General features: G+C 55.1%; 22 protein-coding genes. 6 read left to right on the top strand and 16 right to left on the bottom strand.

Going from position 1 to position 20,912, the window contains the following annotated elements:
* Positions 1-71: 71 nt before the first annotated feature.
* From pheA to U2W12_RS05275, 14 genes are all read right to left on the bottom strand, one after another.
* Positions 72-1,157: a prephenate dehydratase gene (gene pheA / locus U2W12_RS05340; protein ID WP_326499633.1), complete on the bottom strand. Its 1,086-nt coding sequence runs from the start codon at positions 1,155-1,157 to the stop codon at positions 72-74.
* 24 nt (positions 1,158-1,181) lie between these two features.
* Complete coding sequence (serC, locus tag U2W12_RS05335; protein ID WP_326499632.1) at positions 1,182-2,261, bottom strand: 3-phosphoserine/phosphohydroxythreonine transaminase; 1,080 nt, start codon at positions 2,259-2,261, stop codon at positions 1,182-1,184.
* Between the two features lie 2 nt (positions 2,262-2,263).
* A complete protein-coding gene (gene gyrA / locus U2W12_RS05330; RefSeq protein WP_326499631.1) occupies positions 2,264-4,900 on the bottom strand; it encodes a DNA gyrase subunit A in 2,637 nt (878 codons plus the stop codon).
* A 400-nt stretch (positions 4,901-5,300) separates the two neighbouring features.
* On the bottom strand, positions 5,301-6,731 hold the full coding sequence (locus tag U2W12_RS05325; protein ID WP_326499630.1) for an efflux transporter outer membrane subunit: 1,431 nt from the start codon (positions 6,729-6,731) through the stop codon (positions 5,301-5,303).
* Entirely contained in the window at positions 6,728-7,711 is a 984-nt protein-coding gene (locus U2W12_RS05320; RefSeq protein WP_326499629.1) for an HlyD family efflux transporter periplasmic adaptor subunit, read from the bottom strand. The genes U2W12_RS05325 and U2W12_RS05320 overlap by 4 nt, the downstream gene beginning before the upstream one ends.
* Before the next feature lie 33 nt (positions 7,712-7,744).
* Positions 7,745-8,452, bottom strand: a complete 708-nt coding sequence (locus U2W12_RS05315; RefSeq protein WP_326499628.1) for an ABC transporter ATP-binding protein — start codon at positions 8,450-8,452, stop codon at positions 7,745-7,747.
* A gap of 2 nt (positions 8,453-8,454) precedes the next feature.
* Positions 8,455-9,615 (bottom strand): ABC transporter permease, encoded by a 1,161-nt coding sequence (locus tag U2W12_RS05310; RefSeq protein ID WP_326499627.1) that lies wholly within the window; start codon positions 9,613-9,615, stop codon positions 8,455-8,457.
* A 161-nt stretch (positions 9,616-9,776) separates the two neighbouring features.
* Complete coding sequence (locus U2W12_RS05305) at positions 9,777-11,108, bottom strand: nicotinate phosphoribosyltransferase (protein WP_326499626.1); 1,332 nt, start codon at positions 11,106-11,108, stop codon at positions 9,777-9,779.
* The gene (locus tag U2W12_RS05300) at positions 11,105-11,689 is read right to left on the bottom strand and encodes an isochorismatase family protein (RefSeq protein WP_326499625.1); all 585 of its coding nucleotides are present in this window, start codon (positions 11,687-11,689) and stop codon (positions 11,105-11,107) included. The genes U2W12_RS05305 and U2W12_RS05300 overlap by 4 nt, the downstream gene beginning before the upstream one ends.
* Before the next feature lie 26 nt (positions 11,690-11,715).
* On the bottom strand, positions 11,716-12,312 hold the full coding sequence (locus tag U2W12_RS05295; RefSeq protein ID WP_326499624.1) for a Uma2 family endonuclease: 597 nt from the start codon (positions 12,310-12,312) through the stop codon (positions 11,716-11,718).
* A gap of 99 nt (positions 12,313-12,411) precedes the next feature.
* Entirely contained in the window at positions 12,412-12,894 is a 483-nt protein-coding gene (locus tag U2W12_RS05290) for a flavin reductase family protein (protein WP_326499623.1), read from the bottom strand.
* Positions 12,891-13,721 (bottom strand): carboxylating nicotinate-nucleotide diphosphorylase, encoded by an 831-nt coding sequence (gene nadC, locus U2W12_RS05285; protein ID WP_326499622.1) that lies wholly within the window; start codon positions 13,719-13,721, stop codon positions 12,891-12,893. Before nadC ends, U2W12_RS05290 begins: the two co-directional genes overlap by 4 nt.
* A gap of 56 nt (positions 13,722-13,777) precedes the next feature.
* Positions 13,778-14,869 carry a lytic murein transglycosylase gene (locus tag U2W12_RS05280; RefSeq protein WP_326499621.1) on the bottom strand — a complete coding sequence of 364 codons (1,092 nt, stop codon included), beginning with the start codon at positions 14,867-14,869 and terminating at the stop codon, positions 13,778-13,780.
* Between the two features lie 195 nt (positions 14,870-15,064).
* Positions 15,065-15,202: a hypothetical protein gene (locus U2W12_RS05275; protein WP_326499620.1), complete on the bottom strand. Its 138-nt coding sequence runs from the start codon at positions 15,200-15,202 to the stop codon at positions 15,065-15,067.
* Between the two features lie 107 nt (positions 15,203-15,309).
* On the opposite strand from U2W12_RS05275, the gene ampD reads away from it, so the two are divergent.
* The gene (gene ampD / locus U2W12_RS05270) at positions 15,310-15,903 is read left to right on the top strand and encodes a 1,6-anhydro-N-acetylmuramyl-L-alanine amidase AmpD (RefSeq protein WP_326499619.1); all 594 of its coding nucleotides are present in this window, start codon (positions 15,310-15,312) and stop codon (positions 15,901-15,903) included.
* Here ampD and U2W12_RS05265 read toward each other — a convergent pair.
* Entirely contained in the window at positions 15,884-16,246 is a 363-nt protein-coding gene (locus U2W12_RS05265; RefSeq protein WP_326499618.1) for a hypothetical protein, read from the bottom strand. The genes ampD and U2W12_RS05265 overlap by 20 nt on opposite strands.
* A gap of 152 nt (positions 16,247-16,398) precedes the next feature.
* Between U2W12_RS05265 and U2W12_RS05260 the strand changes: the two genes are divergently transcribed.
* From U2W12_RS05260 to U2W12_RS05240, 5 genes are all read left to right on the top strand, one after another.
* On the top strand, positions 16,399-17,355 hold the full coding sequence (locus U2W12_RS05260; RefSeq protein ID WP_326499617.1) for a DMT family transporter: 957 nt from the start codon (positions 16,399-16,401) through the stop codon (positions 17,353-17,355).
* Positions 17,356-17,491: 136 nt separating this feature from the next.
* Positions 17,492-17,692: a cold-shock protein gene (locus tag U2W12_RS05255; RefSeq protein WP_348529887.1), complete on the top strand. Its 201-nt coding sequence runs from the start codon at positions 17,492-17,494 to the stop codon at positions 17,690-17,692.
* 550 nt (positions 17,693-18,242) lie between these two features.
* Positions 18,243-18,881 carry an endonuclease III gene (gene nth, locus U2W12_RS05250; RefSeq protein WP_326499616.1) on the top strand — a complete coding sequence of 213 codons (639 nt, stop codon included), beginning with the start codon at positions 18,243-18,245 and terminating at the stop codon, positions 18,879-18,881.
* Between the two features lie 124 nt (positions 18,882-19,005).
* On the top strand, positions 19,006-19,506 hold the full coding sequence (locus tag U2W12_RS05245) for a pyridoxamine 5'-phosphate oxidase family protein (protein ID WP_326499615.1): 501 nt from the start codon (positions 19,006-19,008) through the stop codon (positions 19,504-19,506).
* A 72-nt stretch (positions 19,507-19,578) separates the two neighbouring features.
* Positions 19,579-20,331: an HAD family hydrolase gene (locus tag U2W12_RS05240; RefSeq protein WP_326499614.1), complete on the top strand. Its 753-nt coding sequence runs from the start codon at positions 19,579-19,581 to the stop codon at positions 20,329-20,331.
* 59 nt (positions 20,332-20,390) lie between these two features.
* Here U2W12_RS05240 and U2W12_RS05235 read toward each other — a convergent pair whose 3' ends face one another.
* The gene (locus tag U2W12_RS05235; protein ID WP_326499613.1) at positions 20,391-20,861 is read right to left on the bottom strand and encodes a hypothetical protein; all 471 of its coding nucleotides are present in this window, start codon (positions 20,859-20,861) and stop codon (positions 20,391-20,393) included.
* Between the last annotated feature and the right edge of the window lie 51 nt (positions 20,862-20,912).

The following is a 20,912-nucleotide window of genomic DNA, read 5'->3' as shown; positions in this document are numbered from 1 at the left end:
GTTATAACCCAACACGTCGAAGCTCTCATTGTTTGGGTTGCACTAAAGCCGACAGCCCAACCCACAAATAATCACAGCACCGCCTTCGGGTAGGAACCGAGCAGTTTGAGCATATTTACATTGGCCTTCAAGAGATCCAGCGCCTCGGAAACTTTCGAATCTTCGCTGTGACCCTCGATGTCAATAAAAAAGACATACTCCCATAGCCCTTGGCGCGACGGCCGCGATTCAATATTAACCATGCCGATACCGAACTTAGCAAACGACTCCAGCGCCCGGTACAGCGCGCCCGGCTGATTGCCGGTCGAAAACACCAGCGAGGTTTTGTCCTTGCCGGTCGGCGCGGAATCCTGCTTGCCGATCACGATGAAGCGGGTCGTATTGTTGGCCTGATCTTCGATATTATTTTCAAGCACCGGCAGTTGATAAACCTCGGCTGCCGCCAGTCCTGCGATTGCGGCGGTCTGCTTGTTCAACGACGCCAGTCGCGCGGCCTCCGCATTGCTGCTGACGGCGGTCACCTTAGCATGCGGCAGATGCTTGTCGAGCCATTTACGGCACTGCGCCAGCGATTGCTGGTGCGAGTAAACCTCGCTGATCTCGGCCAGCGACTCGGCTAGCCCCATCAGGTTTTGATGGACCCTGATTTCGACCTCGCCGCAGATTTTCAAAGGCGACGTCAAAAAGCGGTCCAGGGTATGATTGATCACGCCTTCGGTCGAGTTTTCAACCGGCACCACGCCAAAATGACATTTGTTCAATTCGACCGCGTTGAACACATCGCCGATTGCCGAGACAGGTGTCGTGTTCACCGAGGAACCGAAATGCTTGAACACCGCCTGCTGCGAAAAAGTGCCTTCAGGCCCCAAAAAAGCCACTTCAAGTGGTTTTTCGAGCGCGAGACAGGCTGACATCAATTCACGGAAAAAGCGCATCGTGGTATGGTCCGACAGCGGCCCCTGATTCAATTCCTTGATCCGCCGCAATACTAACGCCTCGCGGTCGGGCCGGTAAAACGTACCTTGTTCGCCTTCGGCGATCTTAGTCCTTGCGACCTCTTCCGCGCATTGCGCGCGCCGATTGATCAATTGCAGAATCTCCGCATCGATCGCATCGATTTCTGCTCTGATTTCCGCAAGAGGTCGGACAGATGACATGACGATTCCGGCTTCGACCTGCGTTTAGTGCGTTCTTTCGAACTCGGCCATGAACTCGCACAAGGCTTTCACGCCGGCTTCCGGCATCGCGTTGTAGATACTCGCGCGCATGCCGCCGACCGAGCGATGGCCCTTCAATTCAAAGAGGCCGTTCGCTTCCGCCGCAGTCAGGAAAGGCTTGTCGAGCGCCTCGTCTTTCAGGATGAACGGCACGTTCATGCGCGAGCGGTAGGGTTCATCGACAGGGTTCTTATACAAGGACGACTGCTCGATCAGGTCATACAGCAGCGCGCTCTTCGCGATATTGCGCTGTTCGATCGCGGCGACGCCGCCCTGGGCCTTCAGCCATTTCAAGACCAGGCCGACCAGATACCAGTTGTAGGTCGCCGGCGTATTCAACATCGAGTCGTTCTTGGCTTGAACCGCATAATCGAAAACCTGCGGAACGGATTTCGGCGCATGGCCGATCAGGTCGTCGCGCACGATCACGACCGTCACGCCCGCTGGCCCCATGTTCTTTTGCGTGCCGGCATAGATGATGCCGAATTTGCTGACATCGACCGGACGCGACAGAATGTTCGACGACATGTCCGACACCAGGGTCAGCCCCTTGCTATCCGGAATTGACTGAAATTCAACGCCGTGGATTGTTTCGTTCGAGGTATAGTGCAGATAAGCCGCATCCTGGTCGATGGCCCAGCCGGCCACATCCGGAATCGTCGTGAATTTGGATGCTTCGGCATTCGCGCTGAGCACCACCTCGCAATAATTGCCTGCATCCTTGATCGCCTTTTCGGACCAGGCGCCGGTATTCACATAGCAGGCCTTGCTCTTGCCTTGCAGGATGTTTTGTGGAATCATCGAAAACTGCGCGGTCGCACCGCCCTGCAGGAACAGCACTTTGTAATTCTGAGGAATCGCCATCAACTCCCGAAGATCCTGCTCCAACTCTTCCGCGATGAGCGAGAAAAACTTACCGCGATGACTCATTTCCATCACCGACATGCCGCTGTCACGCCATTCGATCAGTTCATCACGGGCTTGGGTGAGCACATCTTCGGGGAATGCCGACGGTCCGGCGCTAAAATTATAAACTCGTGACATGATCACTCTTCTCCTGATTCCAATTCACTGTCTGTATCATCCGCATCCCGATCCGATGCGGCGTCTTGTTCATTACCATCTGGCTCGATGCCGTCGCCGTCTTCCTCTTCGCCGGCCAGCCCCTCGATACGATCGACACCGATCACTTTTTCCTTTTTATCCAGACGAATGATCGTGACACCCTGCGTATTGCGGCCGACGACCGAAATGCCGTCCACCCGTGTGCGCACCAGGGTGCCGCCGTCGGTGATCAGCATAATCTCATCCAGTTCGTTGACCAGCACCGCGCCGACCACAGCGCCGTTGCGCGCCGAGGTTTGAATCGCGATCACGCCTTGGCCGCCGCGGTTGTGACAAGGGAATTCCTCGAGCCGGGTGCGCTTACCGAAACCGTTTTCGGTGATGTTCAAGACCGTGCCTTCGGTGCCGATAATCAACGAAATGACCTGTTGCCCTTCGGCAAGACGCATGCCGCGCACACCGGCCGCGTTCCGGCCCATCGGCCGCACATCGGTTTCGTTGAAGCAGACCGCCTTGCCGTCGCTGCTGAACAGTAAAACATTTTGACGGCCGTCGGTAATCGCGACGCCGACCAACCGGTCGCCTTCCTGCAAATCGACCGCGATCTTGCCGCCGGTGCGCTGGCGTTCGAATTCGTTCAACGGCGTCTTCTTGACCGTACCCAACGACGTCGCCATGAAAATGTATTTATTTTCGCTGAATTCCTGAACCGGCAGCATCGCATTGATCTTTTCGCCCTGCTCCAGCGGCAACAGATTTACGAACGGCTTGCCGCGCGAGGTACGACTGGCGATCGGCAATTGATACACCCGCAACCAATACACCTTGCCGAGCGATGAGAAACATAAAATCGTATCGTGGCTGTTCGCGACGATTAATTTGTCGACAAAATCCTCTTCCTTGGTTGCGGTCGCCATTTTGCCGCGGCCGCCGCGCCGCTGTGCCTTGTAGTCGCTGAGCGGCTGCGCCTTCACATAGCCCTCGTGCGACATCGTGACTACCATGTCTTCTTCGGTGATCAGGTCTTCCTCGGACAAATCCAGGCGATCCAGAATGATTTCGGTGCGCCGCTCGTCGCTGTAATTGTTCAGAATCTCGACCAGTTCTTCCCGCACGACTTCCATCAGGCGGATGTCGCTACCCAGGATTTCCAGATACTCGTCGATTAACTTCAACAATTCCTTGTATTCGTCGACGATCTTGTCTTGTTCGAGCCCGGTTAAACGGTGCAGCCGCAATTCCAGAATCGCCTGCGCCTGCGCTTCGGAAAGGCGATACATACCGCCTACAATTCCGAACTCGGGCGGCAGATCCTCCGGCCGCGAACGGTCGGAATCGGCGCGTTCGAGCAGGGAAGCAACCAAGCCGGCATTCCAGTTTCTGGCCAACAAACCTGCCTTCGCCTCTGCCGGGGTGGCCGAGGTTTTAATCAATTCGATCATCTCGTCGATATTCGCCAGCGCGACCGCGAGGCCTTCCAAGATATGCGCCCGCTCTCTCGCCTTGCGCAGGTTGTAGACCGTTCTGCGCGTGACGATCTCGCGGCGGTGGTCGATGAACGCACTCAGAATTTCTTTCAGATTCAGGCAGTGCGGGCGCCCGTCGAGCAGCGCGACCATGTTGATTCCGAACACGGTCTGGAACTGGGTCTGCTTGTACAGATTGTTCAGCACGACCTCGGGCATTTCGCCGCGACGCAGTTCGATCACCAGGCGCATTCCGTCCTTGTCGGACTCGTCGCGGATCGCGGAAATTCCTTCGATCTTGCCTTCCTTGACCAGTTCGGCGATCTTGATCTGCAAATTCGCCTTGTTGACCTGATACGGCAGCTCGGTCGCGATGATCGCTTGCCGGCTGCTGTCGCCGATGTCTTCGAAATGGCAGCGCGCGCGCAGATAAATCTTGCCGCGTCCGGTCGTGTAAGCGCTGTAAATGCCGGAGGCGCCGTTGATGATGCCGGCGGTCGGAAAATCGGGGCCCGGCAGGTGCTCCATCAGTTCGCGAATCGTGGTCTCGGGATTATCGATCAACGCCAGACAGGCGCCGATCACTTCGGTCAGATTATGCGGCGGGATATTGGTCGCCATGCCGACCGCGATGCCGGACGATCCGTTGATCAGCAACGTCGGTATCCGGGTCGGCAGTACTCTCGGCTCGGATTCGGACTCGTCGTAGTTCGGAATGAAATCGACCGTTTCCTTGTCCAGATCGGCGAGCAATTCATGCGAAATTTTCGCCATGCGCACTTCGGTATAACGCATCGCGGCGGGAGAGTCGCCATCGACCGAACCGAAATTGCCCTGCCCATCGATCAGCATGTAGCGCATCGAAAACGGCTGCGCCATCCGCACGATCGTGTCATAGACCGCAGTGTCGCCGTGCGGGTGATATTTACCGATCACGTCACCGACCACGCGAGCGGACTTTTTATACGGCTTATTCCAGTCGTTGCCGAGTTCGCTCATCGCATACAACACGCGGCGATGCACCGGCTTCAGGCCGTCCCTGACATCCGGCAAGGCGCGCCCGACGATCACGCTCATCGCGTAATCGAGATAGGACTGACGCATCTCGTCTTCAAGATTGACAGGAATGATTTCTTTCGCGTAGTTTGACATGGCCATTTTATTCTAAGCAAAGCCGCTACGCTGTTAGCGCGGACCGGCCCTTGCTGATTCCTACAGTCCTTCCCAGACACGCCGGCGATGTGCTGCGGAAAGATCAGGTTGAATTGGTTATAAACCTGTGTATTGTAGCAAATTTCGCTTTCTGCGTCGAAGTTTGTACACCATCATAAAGAGTTGCAACTGGCGCCGAACGGGATATTTGAGAGCTCGGGCACGAACAATCCAAGCTTATCGGAACTTTCCAAAAGTTTGGAACAGAACAACACCCCGTCCCGCTCAAGTTGTCACGTCTCGGCAGATAATACCCTCCGCTATGGCACACTATCTTGCCTGTGAAAAGGCGCTGTCAGGCCTTTCAGGCGCCATCGGCGCGATTTCCTTGACCTTTCAGTTACCATCCGCCTCCCAGCGCCTTATATAAAGCAACCATTTGCGACGAAAGTTTGGCCTGGCTCTCCACCAGATCACTTTGCGTTGCGAAAAGCGTGCGTTGCGCGATCAGTACGTCCAGAAAACTGGTCAAGCCTTTTAGATAGCGCTCTCTAGACAGATCCAGGGTCAGCCGTTCGGCAGCCTCGGTTTTCCTCAGCTGTTGCCGGCGCTGCCGTTCCTGTTCGTAAGAAGCCAACGCATCTTCGACTTCTTTAAACGCGTTCAATACGGCGGCCTGATAGGCGAGCAATAATTCTTCATGGCGAGCCTTTTTACTTTGAATATTGGCTTTAATGCTGCCCCAGTTGAAAATCGGGAAAGCCAGCGTTGAGGCCATCGACCAGGATTTGCCCTGGACCGTGAAATCGGTGATATCGGTATTCTGTAAGCCGATGAAAGCGGCGAGATTGATGCGCGGATATTGCGCGGCGACCGCCGCGCCGATTTCTGCATTGGCGGCCGCGAGTTGCCGTTCGGCGCTACGGATGTCGGGCCGGCGGCGTAATAATTCCGACGGCAGGTCGGCTTCGGCCGGATTTGCCGCGACCGGTATCGGTGCGGCCGTTTGCAAGCGTGCGGTCAGCTCGCCGGGCGCTCTGCCCAGCAATACGCTGAGCGCATGAATAGCCAACTTCACTTCGTTTTCGTAGACAGGCATCTGCGACTCCGTGGCCGCTACCTGCGTTTCGGCTTGCGCAACTTCCAGATTAGACGTGAGACCGGCTCGTTGCCGTTCCACAGTCAGATGAAGCGTGTCTTGTTGATTGGCAAGATTTTCGCGAACGACGGCAAGGAGTTGTTGGTTCGCGCGCAGGGTAATGTATTCGCCGGCCACTTCGCCGAGTAAACTGACCTTGATGCTGCGGCGGTTTGCGATTTCGGCTTCGATGTTGGCTTCCGATGCTTCCACGGTTCGGCGTATGCCCCCGAATAGATCGAGTTCCCATTGCGCATCAAAACCCGACTGGAAAATATTGATCAGGTTGTTGCCGATGCCGAACGCGCCGCCGCCAAACGTGCCGCTGCTGGAGATTCCCGTAGAACCGGTTGGCGAGGAAATACTGTTCAACCGCCGCGATGCGTTGCTATGCGCGGAGAGGGTCGGCAGCCCCGCCGCGATCGCCACGGTTCGCTGGGTCCGCGCGATGCGGATGCGTTCGGCGGACTGCTTAAGATCCAGGTTTGCTGATACTGCGTCATCAATTAAGCGGTTCAATACCGGGTCATCAAAATTTTTCCACCACGCGTTATAGTTATCAGTTTTAGCCTGTATATTTTGGCTTTCACTCCATTTGGCAGGCGTCGGCACTTTGGGTCGAACATAGTCGGGCCCGACGGTGCAGCCTGCGGCCAGGCCTGATAAACAGATGAGAAATAAAGTTCTGGTCATGCCGGCGGGGTCGACGGTTTCGCGTTAACCGGCGCCGACTCCTCATCGAAACCGGGCGCCTCGATAAAGACGTCCATTTGCTGGCCGACAAAAACGGGCAATTTTTTTCGGTCGAAACTGTAAAGCGCCTGCAAAACTCGCGTATCCACACGTTCGGTACTGTCGCCGGTCAGCGATTTTTTGGGCACGACAAAAGGCTCCACCCAGGCCAGCGTCAAATCGGTCTGGAAACGGCGATTACCTCGCAGGTAAGCGACCGCCTTGCTATTCGGCCGAAAGCGCCAGGCGTCGTTCTCATCGATATCGACACGGATATGCAGTTCATCCAGATTGCCGACAATCATCAAAGGTGTCGCCAATGGACCCGCCTGGGCGAATTCGCCAGGCCGCACGTTGACCTGCAGGACTTCGCCGTTCACGGGAGCTTTGACATTGAGCAAATCGAGCGTGGTCAAGCTCATTTTTACGGCGGCTTGCGCTTGCTGCACCTGCGCATCGGCGCTGACGAGTTTGCTCCTGGCTATCAGCGTCGCATTACGGCGCCGTTTCAGTTCCTCGGTGCTGATCGCACGCAGGTCTGTGACCGAATCGGCCAAATGCTGCAAGACTTTGGCGTCATGGAGTCCCGCTTCCGCTTCGCCGATCGCGGCTTTGGCTTTCGCCAAATCGGCCTCGCGTACAGCAAGGTCGGCGAGCGCGGCACGGTCGTCAACGAAAAACAGCGTATCGCCGAGTCTGACCCGATCGCCCACCTTGACCTTAACCGACTTGACTATTCCCGCCAGCGGAGATCCAATCGAGATATTCTGGCTTTTCGCCTCGACAATGCCGGCTCCGGCAATGAATGTTTGATAGGGCGACGCGGCGGGTTCGGCCGCCGCCGGGGCAATCGGCACGGGTTTGTTGCTGCTCACGACCTGAAATACGCCGAAAAGGAAGCCGGCTGCTGCCAGGACGGGCATGGTATATTTGGGTAACATCGTTAGCTCCGTGAACGAAAAAGGCTGAGTCAATCAATGTTCAACCCGAGATTGCTGCACCCGGATGACTTTTCCGTCGTCCATCTGCGCAATACGGTCGGCGAATTCAAAAATGCGGGCGTCGTGTGTGACGATGACCAAAGCTCTGGAACTGTCTAACGCCACAGACTTCAGCAACTCGAGCACATGCTGTCCGGTTTCATGATCGAGCGCGCTGGTCGGTTCGTCGCATACGATCAACCGGGGGCTGTGAATCATGGCGCGGGCGATGGCGACACGCTGCTGCTGCCCCCCGGAAAGCTCGGACGGCAACGACTCCGTCCGATCCGCCAAACCGACCAGCGCCAATACCTCGGCGGCTTTGCGGGCGGCTTGCTGACGCTTCATGCCGTTGATGATCAAGGGAATCGAGACGTTTTCTGCCGCGCTCAGGGTCGGCAGCAAATTATAGGACTGAAACACGAAGCCGATATTTCGGGCGCGGAATTTCAGTTTTTCATGGTTTTTCAATTTCAATAAATCCTCGCCGAAGACGCTGCAAATACCGGAGTCTTGATCGAGTATGCCCGCCATGACCGAAATCAGCGTCGTCTTGCCGCATCCCGATGGTCCAACCAGCATCATCAATTCGCCTAGATGAACTTCGAGATCGATGCCTTGCAGCGCAGTAATTTTTTGCGAGCCGGTGTCGTAGGTTTTCACAATCTGCTGGCAGAATACGGCCAATGACTTGTCAATCATGCTCATCCTTTAAACACGACCGCCGGTTCCAGCATGATCACCTTGCGGATACTCAATAAGGCCGCGAATACGCAGATCATGCTGACCCCCATGCCGCTGAACACCAGCAATTGCCATGGAAATTTGAAAGCCAAAATCGTATTGCGCATCGCATAGCCGAATAAAGCAGTCAGTCCGACCCCCATTCCGTAGCCGATGCTGCCGACCAGCACCGCCTGCAGCAGAATCATTCTGAGCAACACGCCGTTGCTGGTGCCCATTGCTTTGAGCACGCCGAACTGTCTGAGATTTTCCAGCGTGAAATTGTAAAATGTCTGACCGGCGATCGCCGCGCCGACGATAAAACCCAGCGTAACCGAGATGCCGAAATTAATGGGGATGCCGGTATTCTTTAAAAAATAATTGTAGGTCAACGCCTTGAATTGCTCCTGCGTGTAGGCGGCCAGACCGGTCGTGCGGTTGATGCGGAGGGCAAGTTCATCGATGTTTTGGCCCGGTTTGGCCTTGACGATTACAAAAGATAAGAGCTTGCGTTCCCGAGGCGCATAAAGCAGGGCGCGGTTATAGGTCGTATAGATGACCGGCTGAGATTGAAAGGTGCGTGTGTTTTTCGCAATGCCGACGACGACGGCCCGGCGATCGTTCAATTCCAGGGTGTCGCCGATTGTCAGCGGGATGGGATTGCCGCCCGCGGATTCAGGCGCCTTGGCGAGCTTGGTTTTCGCGCCCTCGATATCGACGATGACGCCATCGCTGCGGCGCAAGTCTTCCAGCTTGCCGCTCAGGATGGCCGGCGGGCCGCCGATCAAGGTCGCGTCGTCAAGCCCGATCAGGTTGCAGGTTTGAAACGTGCCGTCGTAAAGGCGCGCCTTGATCAATCCCTTGTATAAAGGTACGGCCCACGCCACGCCGGCAACGCCGCGCACCCGATAAAGCTCGGTGTCCTGCATCGGTTTGACGTCGTCGACAAACTGCACCTTGGGGTCCATCACCCAGATATCGGGCAGGCCGACATCGGAGACAAAACTGTAGGAACGCGACATCAGGCCCAGGAAAATGGCAGGCTGCTGGGTCATGATCAGCGAGGCGAACGTCAGCCCCATGACGATGCCAAGATACTTCCCCCTGTCCCCAATCAACATTTTAAGCGCGATGTAATTCATATCCTTTGGCGGGCTTGGATTTTGACACTAATAACAAGCTTGATACAGCATGGATAAGCCCCCTGACCGGACTCGGGCAGCCGTTTTCTGCCGACAGGCCAAAAGCGCTCTCTCATGCGTTTTTTGCGAAAGGCGCGATTGGTTTCCCGTCCGGATAAAAATCATTGATTTTTATCCATGCTTTCAGTCAAGGCGCAAAGCTCGGCGGAAATCCGCACCGGATAAGGCTGCGCATTTTTTAATACTCGCAAATTTTCCGGCAAGCGATTTAATTGATCTTCGGCATATAACCTGATCCGCTCAAGCGTTGGCAGCGTCTCGACCAGCTCGCCACCCAGCATAATCGCCTTGAGCAGCGGCCCGCCTGTACAAGGCGCATCCACCAACGTAATCGTGTCGTCGGTCAGCAAACCGTCGGCATCGAAACGCCGATAGACTTGTTTGACTCCGGGCCAGGTCGCCTTGCCCTCGGAACGCTTGCGGCGCGGAATGCCGGCATATTGCTGAAGTTTGTAAGCGCAATCCAGATACGGCGCATCCTCGGAGGTGTCGAGATGCGTGCCGATACCGAAGCCGTCGATCGGCGCGCGTTCCAAGATCAATTTTTCAAGACTGTATTCATCGATATTGCCGCTCGCAAAAATTGTCGTGTCGGCAAGTCCGGCCGCGTCGAGTATCTCGCGCACGTGGCGCGCATGTGAAGCCAAATCGCCGCTGTCGAGCCGCACGCCCTTGATCGGGATGCCCAAAGCCTTGAGTTTCGGCGCGAGTTCGACGACCTTCTGCGCGCCGGCTTCGGTATCGTAGGTATCGATCAGCAGCACCACATTGCGGAGATTGGCGAGTGCAAAATGCTCGAAAGCCTCGCTTTCGCTCCGATGCGCCTGGATAAATGAATGCGCCATCGTGCCGAACACCGGAATGCCGAAATGCCGGCCGGCGGCGACCGTCGCGGTGCCGCTGAAACCGGCCAAATAAGAGGCCCTGGCCGCCAACAGCCCGGCCTCGCCGCCATGCGCGCGGCGAAATCCGAATTCGATCAGCTTTTTGTCCGGCGCGAGCAGCACCGAACGCGCCGCTTTCGAGGCGATCAGGGTCTGGAAATGCAGGATATTGATCAGCCGGCTTTCGACGAATTGCGCTTCGGCGATCGGCGCGGTGATGCGCAGTATCGGTTCGTTCGGAAAAAACACGGTGCCTTCCGCCATCGCATGCACGTCGCCGGTGAAGCGGAAATTTTCAAGCCACTGCAAAAAATCCGTGTTGAAAAATCCCGTACCTTGTAGCCAGTCCAATTCGGCGGACGTAAAGCGCAGATTTTGCAGATAATCGATTGCCTGTTCAAGCCCCGCCGCGACCAAAAAACTGCGGCTGGCCGGCAGCCTGCGCACGAACAATTCGAAAACGGCGGTTTCCTGCATGCGCTGATCGTAATAGCCTTGCATCATCGCCAACTGGTACAGATCGGTCAACAGCGCATCGTTTGCGATCATGAAATCAGGTCCGAGCTGATCAATTGGGCACCGATTTGCCGCATCGTCTGCAAGGCCATGTCCCCGTCACCGGGCTTTACATTGACCGCCCGCACCGCATCCTGCAACAAAAAAACCTGATAGCCCAATTTCAACGCGTCGAGCACGGTGTACAAGACGCAATAATCGGTCGCCAAGCCGGCGACGAATAGCCGTCTGATGCCGGCGCGTTCGAGTCTTGCCTGTAAATCCGGAGCCTCGAAATCCGAATACCCCTCGCTTTCACGCCGCACGCCTTTGGAAATTATTTGAGCCTTCTCCGGCTGCAAGAGATTCGCCGAAAATTCGGCGCCGAATGTCCCCGCGACGCAATGCGCCGGCCAAGGCCCGCTCTGCGCTGCAAAAGACCAATGGTCGACCGGATGCCAGTCGCGCGTCAGAAAGATCGGATTGCCGATAGCATTGAATTTCTCGATGCAACGATTAATGGCAGGAATGATTTGCTCACTCCCAGATACCGCGAGGCTGCCGCCGGGCAGGAAGTCGTTCTGAATATCGATGACCAGCAAGGCATCGCCGATCTCGATAGCGTCTGATTTCATTTTGTGAAGGCGATTGGAAACATCATCTATTCCTTAGACCGCATTTCCTGCCGGAATTCATTCATATCGGCATTGTCCACGCGGTCATAGATTTCTTCGACCGTCAGCGTCAGTCCGATAGATTCGAACGTCACCGAGTCGCCCAGGAAATAATATTCGGACAGCCAATGATTATGTCTGCGCAGCACTTGCACCGACACGAAGTCCGATTCAATCATCACATATTCCTGTACGGACGGCAGATTGATATAGCGCAGCAGTTTTACGGTCGCATCGGTCTTGCGGGTCGACCGCGACAAGACTTCGACAACCAGCAGCGGATTTTCCGAGTAGGTATCGGCACCGCTCATCTTGCTGCAATCGACGACCACGTCCGGGTGCACGTAATCCTTGCCGAGCCGAACTTTCATGTCGGCCATGAAAGGCGTACAGGGATTGCCTCTGAGATGGTTTCTCAAATTGCCGAAAACGTTGCCGGCTATGCAATTGTGGTTATACCCCGCGCCGGCCATCGCATAAATCCGTCCGTCGATGAATTCGTGCTTGATGTCGGAAGTCAGTTCGGATTTGAGATACTCTTCTTCGGTCAGATCAATTTCTTCGTGTAACTTCTGCAAGGTCATGGTCCGATCTCCTGTACTCGACTGAGTTTTGTCCGCGATTATAGTCCTCTGGCGACTCGAAAGAATACTGGCAGGGGGGTAAACCGGCAGCGCGCTGTATTATGTCTTATAAAATTCGCGGCTGCCGTCCAGGTCGCCGGTTTGGTTGTAAAACAGCGGCTGCCCCGCATGCAGCGTAGCGCCGGCAAGAACCTTACATACCGCGATCCTGTGATCGCCGGCATCGGCATAATGACTAACTCTGCAATCGAAATAACCCAAGCCGCAGCTCAGGACGGGGGCGCCGGTAACAGCGGTGCGCCAGTCGAAACCGGCCATCTTGTCTTTAATAGAGCGGCCGAAATGTTCAGCGATAGCATATTGATCCCGCCCAAGCACGTTGACCGTGCAGATGCCGCCCGCCTTGAGCAGTTGATAGGAATAATGCTCGGGATTGATGCTGATCGCCAACAGAAAAGGATCGAAGGAGACCTGCATCACCCAGGCGGCGGTGAAGGCGTTTTGGTGTTCGCCATCACTGACGCCGATCACATAGACGCCGTGACTGATCAGTTTTGCAAGTCCGGAAGGATTTTCGATCATCCGTGCGCCAGCTTGATCCGCATCGACAGATCGACCGCCTTGACATGCTTGGTTAGCGCGCCTATCGAGATGAAATCGACGCCGGTTTCGGCGATGGTGCGGATATTGTCCAGGCCAATGTTGCCGGAAGCTTCAAGCTCGACCCGACCGGCCGCGATTTTAACCGCGGCGCGGAGGTCCTCGAATCTGAAATTGTCCAGCATGATGCGGTCGGGCTTGGCCGCGAGCGCTTCTTGCAATTGCTCCAGGGTTTCGACCTCGACTTCGACAGGCGCAGTGGTCAACTCGCGTGCGATCCGGATCGCTTGGCCGATCGATCCTGCCGCCAGGATATGGTTTTCCTTGATCAAGACGCCGTCGTACAAACCGATGCGGTGATTATGACAGCCGCCGACAGACACCGCGTATTTTTGCGCCTGCCTGAGCCCCGGAATGGTTTTACGGGTGTCGAGCACCTTACAGCCGGTTCCGGTCACTGCATCGGCATATTGCCTCGCGACGGTCGCGGTGGCCGACAAGGTTTGCAGCAGATTCAGCGCGGTGCGTTCGCCGGTCAGCAGGGCTCGGGCAGCGCCGTCGAGCCTGCACAAGGTTGCGCCGGCCATGACCATCTCGCCTTCCCCGCACAACCATGCGATCCGGACGCGCGGATCCAGTTCCTTGAAGACCGCATCGAACCAGGCTTGTCCGCACAGCACCATCGCCTCGCGGGTCAAGACCTCCGCTTCGGCGGCGACGGTAGCGGGAATAATCGCGGCGGTAATGTCGCCGGAACCGATGTCTTCTTCGAGATAGGGCTTTATATCTAACACTATTAGTGAAGTCATTCAAGCTTTAGAATTAAGCGCGTTTCCGCGCAGTGCGTGGGAATGTAAAAAGAAGGCTATCGCGCACTGGATGAACGAATGACCGCCTTCGAACTCTCCACGCGCTGTTTGATGGCTTGCGCCAGTTGATGCACGGCCATCGCATACTTGTTGCTGTTGTTATAGCGCTTGATCACCTTGAAATTAGGAAAGATACGCCAGTATTCGTTGCCTTCGTAGGTGCTCAGTTCGATTACCGCATCATCATTTCGCGCAATATTGCCCGGTCTGGCGACCTGGCCGTTATAATGCCAGCCGTTTTTCGAAAAATAATGAGCAACGCTGCCGATCGCATCATGCGGATGCCAAAGATCCCGTTGTCCATCGTGGTTGAAATCGATCGCCAAACGGCGGAAGCTGCTCGGCATGAATTGTCCGTAACCCATCGCGCCGGCCCAGGAGCCTTCCGGTTCGCGCGGATCGAAGCCTTCTTCGCGCGCCATCAGCAAAAAACTTTCGAGTTCGGATTTGAAAAAGTTTGAACGCCGATAAGTATCAAACGATAGCGTCGTCAACGAATCGAAGATATTGGTCTTGCCGAAATTGCGGCCGAAATAGGTTTCGACTCCAATGATCGCGACGATGTATTCCGGATCGACGCCGTATGTCGCGCTGGCTCTGCGGATCACGTCCGCATTATCGAGCCAGAAGTTCGCGCCGTTTTGGATATGCTGCTCGGTCAAAAACTTGTTTCGATAGCGCGTCCAACTGCCAGGTCTTGGCGTGGAGGGGGTCTGCGAAGGCGCGGGGCTTTCCAAACGAATCACCGAATCCAGACGATTGGCGCGAGAAAATAGCCCGTTCAGATAGCTTTCCGAAAACCCGTGCTTGCTCACCATGTCGCGAATAAAGCCGCGCACGGCTGGATAATTGGCGTAAATACCGGCAAGCACCGTCGACGAATAACCACGGTAGGACGACGGCTGGCTGGGTATCGCCGGATATTGCGCGACAGGCGGCTGCATGCCGGGGTTCGGGTAAGGCGCAATCGGCGCTTGCGGTCCTTGATAGCTGTACTGCTCGCGTGATTTATGCGCATCGCTTGCGCAGCCGGCGAACAACACGGCCAATGCCGCGATAGAGAAATGCTTCAAAATTCGAGTAGTCAAGATGATCCTCAATGCATGTAATTTTTTCAGGCAGGCGATTGAAAAGTTTGATATCGGACTTTTTCGGCTTGCTTCGTTCAGCGCAAAAAAAAGTTAGATTCCATCCGGGGTCAGTCCGTTCCCGCCAAATTAGGGTGCCAAAACCTAGTGGGGGCCATTTTTACCCGGCGCCTCGCCGAGGCGCGATCCTGCCGATTAACCGGCAATCATTATGGATATTTTTTCATCATTTTTGCCAACCAACAACCTATTTTCAGGCAGCCTGGTTTTGCCAGCCCCTATTCCCTTTGCGCGGCACGGATTTCTTACCGAAATTGCATTATTTTTGTTCATTTAGTGTTGTGTTGGACTAGCTTTGACACGGTTTTCGAGAAATAATAGAAAAGCCGATCGGCGATAACTGCGGCAAGCGGCTTACTTTTTTCACATTATAGTTTCCCATGATAATCGATCGGCACTGGCTGTCCGGAGTTACCCGGCTTGAATCGCCCAATTTTGATGACAGACCTGGCGCTGACGATATTTCGCTGATCGTAATTCATTGCATCAGCCTGCCGCCGGGCGAGTTTGGCCACCCCTACATAGATCAATTATTCCTCAATCGATTGGATGCGGCGGCGCACCCGTATTTCGAGAGTATTCATCAATTGCAGGTATCGGCGCATTTGCTGATCAAACGCAACGGGGAAATCACGCAGTATGTGCCTTTCGACAAACGCGCCTGGCACGCCGGAGCATCATCGTATCAGGGACGCGAGAGATGCAATGAGTTTTCGATCGGGATTGAGCTGGAAGGGACGGAGACGACCGCTTATACCGACGCGCAATACCGGCAATTGGCGGCGGCGATAACCGCCTTATTGGAAACCTACCCGAAACTATCGAAACAACGCATCGCCGGACACAGCGATATTGCGCCAGGACGCAAGACCGATCCCGGCGCGACGTTTGATTGGGCAAAGCTGCGGCAACTACTGGATCCCCCCCCTGCCAAGCCGCCGCAGGAATATAGCCCTATTGAAGGAGATGCTTGACCGGTTTTTCAGCAGTCCATGCCATCCAGCCGATCACGATCCGGTAAATCAGCAGCAAGATAATTGGCAACAAAAGAAAATAGCCGATGCCGGAAAACATCAAAAACCCGGCCACAGCAAATCCGGCCAAAGTAATCCACACCGTATTGATCTGCCATTCGAAATGCGACTCGAGCCAGGTTCCCTTGACTTCGTCCCGCTTCATGAAATTGATCACGACCCCTATCAGCAAGGTCAGGCCGGCAAATCCGAACGCCAATACCTGACATAAATAAACAATCCCCGTCAGCGTTTTTAAAGACGCCATCTTTTCAGCATCGTTTGGTGTCGTCGATTCGCCCATGGTGAACTCCTAAGCCAGTCATTAAGTCTGTCGGCCATGCGTTACGGCAGTGCCCGAACAGGATGTTTCCTAACAGGTTAGTCGTAAAATGCAGGTAAAAGTTTCCAGTCCATCATACCATTGACTCATTACACAAACCATTTTCTACATTCATGCGTATTGCAATCGCCTATCTCAGTGTTGTTTTGTTGTGGGCCACGACCCCCTTGGCAATCAAATGGAGCGCCGAAGGTCCCGGTTTTCTGTTCGGCGTGACCGGGCGCATGGTAATCGGCACCTTCTGCATCGTCATATTATTGCTGATCATGAAACAGCGCCTGACATGGCGCCGCAAGGCCCGTCTGACATATCTGGCAGCCGCGCTTCAGATCTACGGATCGATGGTCGTGGTGTATTGGGCCGCGCAGTTTATTCCCTCCGGCTGGATTTCGGTGCTGTTCGGCCTCACGCCGCTGATCACCGCATTGCTCGCAAGCCTTTGGCTTGGGCAGCGCGAGCTAAATTTCGGTAAGTTGCTCAGCTATCTGCTTGGCGTCGGCGGACTCGCGATCATGTTTGGCTCGGCCCTGACGCTGGGCCGGGACGCCGTGTTGGGAATCGCCGCAGTCATTTTCGGCGTTTTTTTGCATTCGTTCAGCGCGTTATGGATCAAACGGATTGATGCCGGGGTCCCGGCGTTGGCTCAGGTCGCAGGCGGCCTGTTGGTCGCGCTGCCTGCCTATTTGCTGACCTGGGGCGTTTTCGACGGCGAATGGCCAGGGCGCTTCACGCTGCCGAGCGTCGTTTCGATCGTTTACCTGGGCGTGATTGCAACGACCGCGGGTTTCGTGCTGTATTATTATTTGCTGACTCAGCTCTCGGCGACACGCGTGGCGCTGATCACGCTGATTTCTCCGGTCCTGGCGCTGCTGCTCGGCCATGCGGTCAATCACGAACCGATCACGCCGAATGTGCTGGCCGGCGCGCTATCGATATTCTCCGCACTGTTGCTGCACGAATACGGCGGTCAACACCAGCCCGGAGGCCGCACGAAGGCGCTCCATGCGGACGCCGATATCCCTGCCGACGGCAACCGGCCTGCGGTCAAACGATCTAGTAGATACCGTTAGTGAAATAGTTCTGCCCAATTCCCGCATTTAGTGCTACTATTGGCTTTCTACAAAGAATGAGCCGGATGGATTATCCGTTCGGATGTTTTGCGCCAAGACAATTGGCGGTTTTTCAGAAGAGTATTTTATGTCAGATCTGGTTACAGGCACCGTTAAATGGTTCAATGATGAGAAGGGCTTTGGCTTCATCGCCCAGGAAGGCGGCAAGGATGTTTTTGTTCACCACAGCGCAATTAACGGCAGCGGCCGGAAAACGTTACGCGAAGGCCAAAAAGTCACGATGAAAGTGACTCAAGGCCAAAAAGGGCCACAAGCCGAGAATGTAACGCCGGTCTAAACCAGATCAAACCCGCCTAGGAAGCTCTTAGGCGGGTTTTTTATTATGGTTTGACAACCTCTCGGTCCGCTGATTCGCTAGCCGCCTGCGGCATCGGCTGATGCGCCGATGCCGCAGGGTTTTATACACCTGTAGATCCTCCTGTCTCGAACAAAGATGGATCAGGTGCGCCGTTAAGCGAATATCCCGCAAGAACGGCGATAGACCGGCCGTTTCCTCATCCACCAATGCATTGCGCTTGGCGACATGCGCAGCGGCGCGCGCATCGATAGTGCAAACTCCCGGGCCGGGTTCGGCTTGCCCCGAAAACTCCACCCCAAAAAGTCACCTGCCCCTCAAGAAACTAATTCTCGCGCCTACCGATAGCGCCAGCGCAATAACGCATGCACCGGAGGAAACATCCAATGCACTTCGACAGATGCTGAGAAGGCGCGCGGATATGCTGTACAATGACCGTATTTTGCGGCTCACCGTGTAGCGGAAAGACTGATGATTGCGACTCATGGAACGGAAAACCCGCGAACGCCAGAATCGAACACAGCCAAATCCCATGAATGCAAGCAAAAGACTGGCGATTTTTGACCGCCTAGCCGAAGCGATCCCCGAACCGACTACCGAGCTGCAATACCGTACGCCGTTCGAGTTATTGATCGCGGTCGTCCTGTCTGCCCAGGCGACCGACAAGGGCGTCAACAAAGCCACCGCCAAACTGTTTCGGACCGCGAACACCCCGCAAGACATTCTGGCGCTCGGTTTGGACGAACTGAAGAACCACATCAAAACGATCGGACTATTCAACACCAAGGCCGCTAACATCATCGCGCTAAGCCGGCAACTTCTCGACCAGCATCGCGGTGAAGTACCCAAAACACGGGAAGCATTGGAAGCGCTTCCCGGCGTCGGGCGCAAAACCGCCAATGTGATTCTGAACACCGCTTTCGGTCAGCCGACGATCGCGGTCGACACGCATATCTTTAGAGTCGCGAACCGGACCGGTCTTGCGCCCGGCAAGAACGTGCTCGAAGTCGAACAAAAACTGGATAAATGGACGCCCGGAAAACACAAGAAGGATGCACATCATTTGCTGATTCTGCACGGACGTTATACCTGCACGGCCCGAAAACCGAAATGCCCAGGCTGCGTGATTAAAGACTTGTGCGAATATCGCGAAAAAACCGTCATTATCTGATCAGAACGGATGGATAACGGCATTCAAGAATACGGATTCGCCGCGTCTTGCAAATCCAATTGGCAAGCGGCAATCGATCCGTTTATGATTGCATTTTCCGCAGCCCATCCACGCAACAGCCTTCATGACCGAAAACAAGCACGCCGATTTGCTCCATGCGGCTGAAGCATACCGGCAATTGATCGACGCACAGCAAACCTTGTTGTTGTCGACCTGTTCGACCAATCTGCAACCGGACATCAGCTATGCGCCCTTCGTGCGCGATGAGCAGGGACATTTTTATATTTTCATCAGCGAATTGGCGAAGCATACCCTTAACCTGCTACAAAATCCCAAAGCGTCGGCGCTGTTCATAGAACCTGAAGCCGGCTGCCGCAATCTGTTTGCGCGTGCGCGCGTGGTGTTGCAGTGCCGCGTCCGAGCCATTGCGCCCGGCGAGCCCGGCCATGACCGCCGACTGCAAGCGCTGGAAGACAAGTTCGGCACTGTGCTGGCGCTTTTACGCACCCTGCCCGATTTTCATCTGCTCGAACTGACTCCCGAAACCGGCCAGTATGTCGCCGGCTTCGGCAAGGCTTATGCGATCGATTTATCAACCGGCGTCCTTCGCCCTTTCGGCGGCTAGCGCCGATACCATCCATGCATTTTCATACCCGCCCATGCAGGCCGCTTCATCCCTTTAATTTTTGACATCACCATGAATGACTCAATTGTCTATGCGCTCGATTTTGACGGCGTGATCTGCGACAGCGCGGTGGAAACCGCGATGACCGGCTGGAAAGCCGCCAGTGAACTCTGGAACGATATGCCGATGGAGGTTACGCCCATCATGATCGAACATTTCCGGGCGGTTCGACCGCTGATCGAAACCGGCTTCGAGGCGATATTGGCAATGCGGCAGTTATATCTCGGCGAGACCGTTTCCGACATTTACAGCGATTACGCCGCCAAAAGCCAAAACCTGCTGAAAGAGTCGCAAGTCGGCACCGACGAACTGAAAAAACGATTCGGCGCAACCCGCGACCGCTGGATTGAGGCCGATTTGGCCGAATGGATCGAAATGAATCCGTTGTTTGACGGTATCGAGGAAAAACTGCAAAAACTCGGTCGGCGAAGCCCCTGGTATGTCGTGACCACCAAGCAGGAGCGTTTCGTCAAACAGATTTTGCAAGCCCATGCAATTGAACTGGCGGACGAGAGGATTTTCGGCCTGGACCGCAATATGAGTAAGCCCGAGGTGCTGAAGGAGCTATTGCAAAGTCATCCGGCGCAAACGATTTATTTTGCCGAAGACCGGCTGCCGACGCTTCTGAACGTGCGCAAATACCCTGAACTGGATCCTGTCGAACTGATTTTCGCGTTATGGGGCTACAACACCCCTGAGGACAGGACGCTTGCGGCCACTCAGCCTTTTAGGCTGCAACGACTTGAGGATTTTCTGGAAACGTGAGAGCACTTGCTGTAGGGGTTGCTTCCCGCCTCCTACAGCAGCGATAGTCTTCAAAAACCTTATTGCCTTCCAAATAACTGCGGCTCTTTAGGCTGTTGCTTCGCCTGCAAGCAATGGTATGCCGCATTTTCGTATTTGATCACCAGCGACTGGGTGTTTTTATGCTCGTCGATAAATTTTTCGGCTTCGTCGGCGGTCAGGTTTTTCATCATGAAGGTCGCGATGCACATGCAGGGCCGCTCCCAGCGGGCTTTATCGGCTTCTTTGTCGGTCGAATTTTTCAATTCCCTTTCGACGCATTGCGCCGCGAAATCGTGTTCGAATTTGTGTTTTTGCACATCGGTGACCGGCTCATCATGAGTATGATCAAACGGATTGTGCACATCGCCGGCTGTCTGCAACTTTTTGGCTTCGGCCGCGTTCGGCGGTTGTTTGCCCTCGTCATCCGAGCAAGCGGTCAGCATGAAGGCTAGAGCAAGCCCGGCGCAGACGGCCATCCAGGCATTTTGATTCGGTGTAGAGTTTTTCATATTGAGATCTTCGTGGTTTCGTTATTATAGTCGTGAAGGCGCCTGACCACC

The sequence above is a fragment of the Methylomicrobium sp. Wu6 genome (assembly GCF_035916875.1).
Lineage (GTDB): Bacteria > Pseudomonadota > Gammaproteobacteria > Methylococcales > Methylomonadaceae > Methylomicrobium.
The sequence above is the reverse complement of the archived record's forward strand: the minus strand, read 5'-3'. Positions and strand labels throughout refer to the sequence as shown.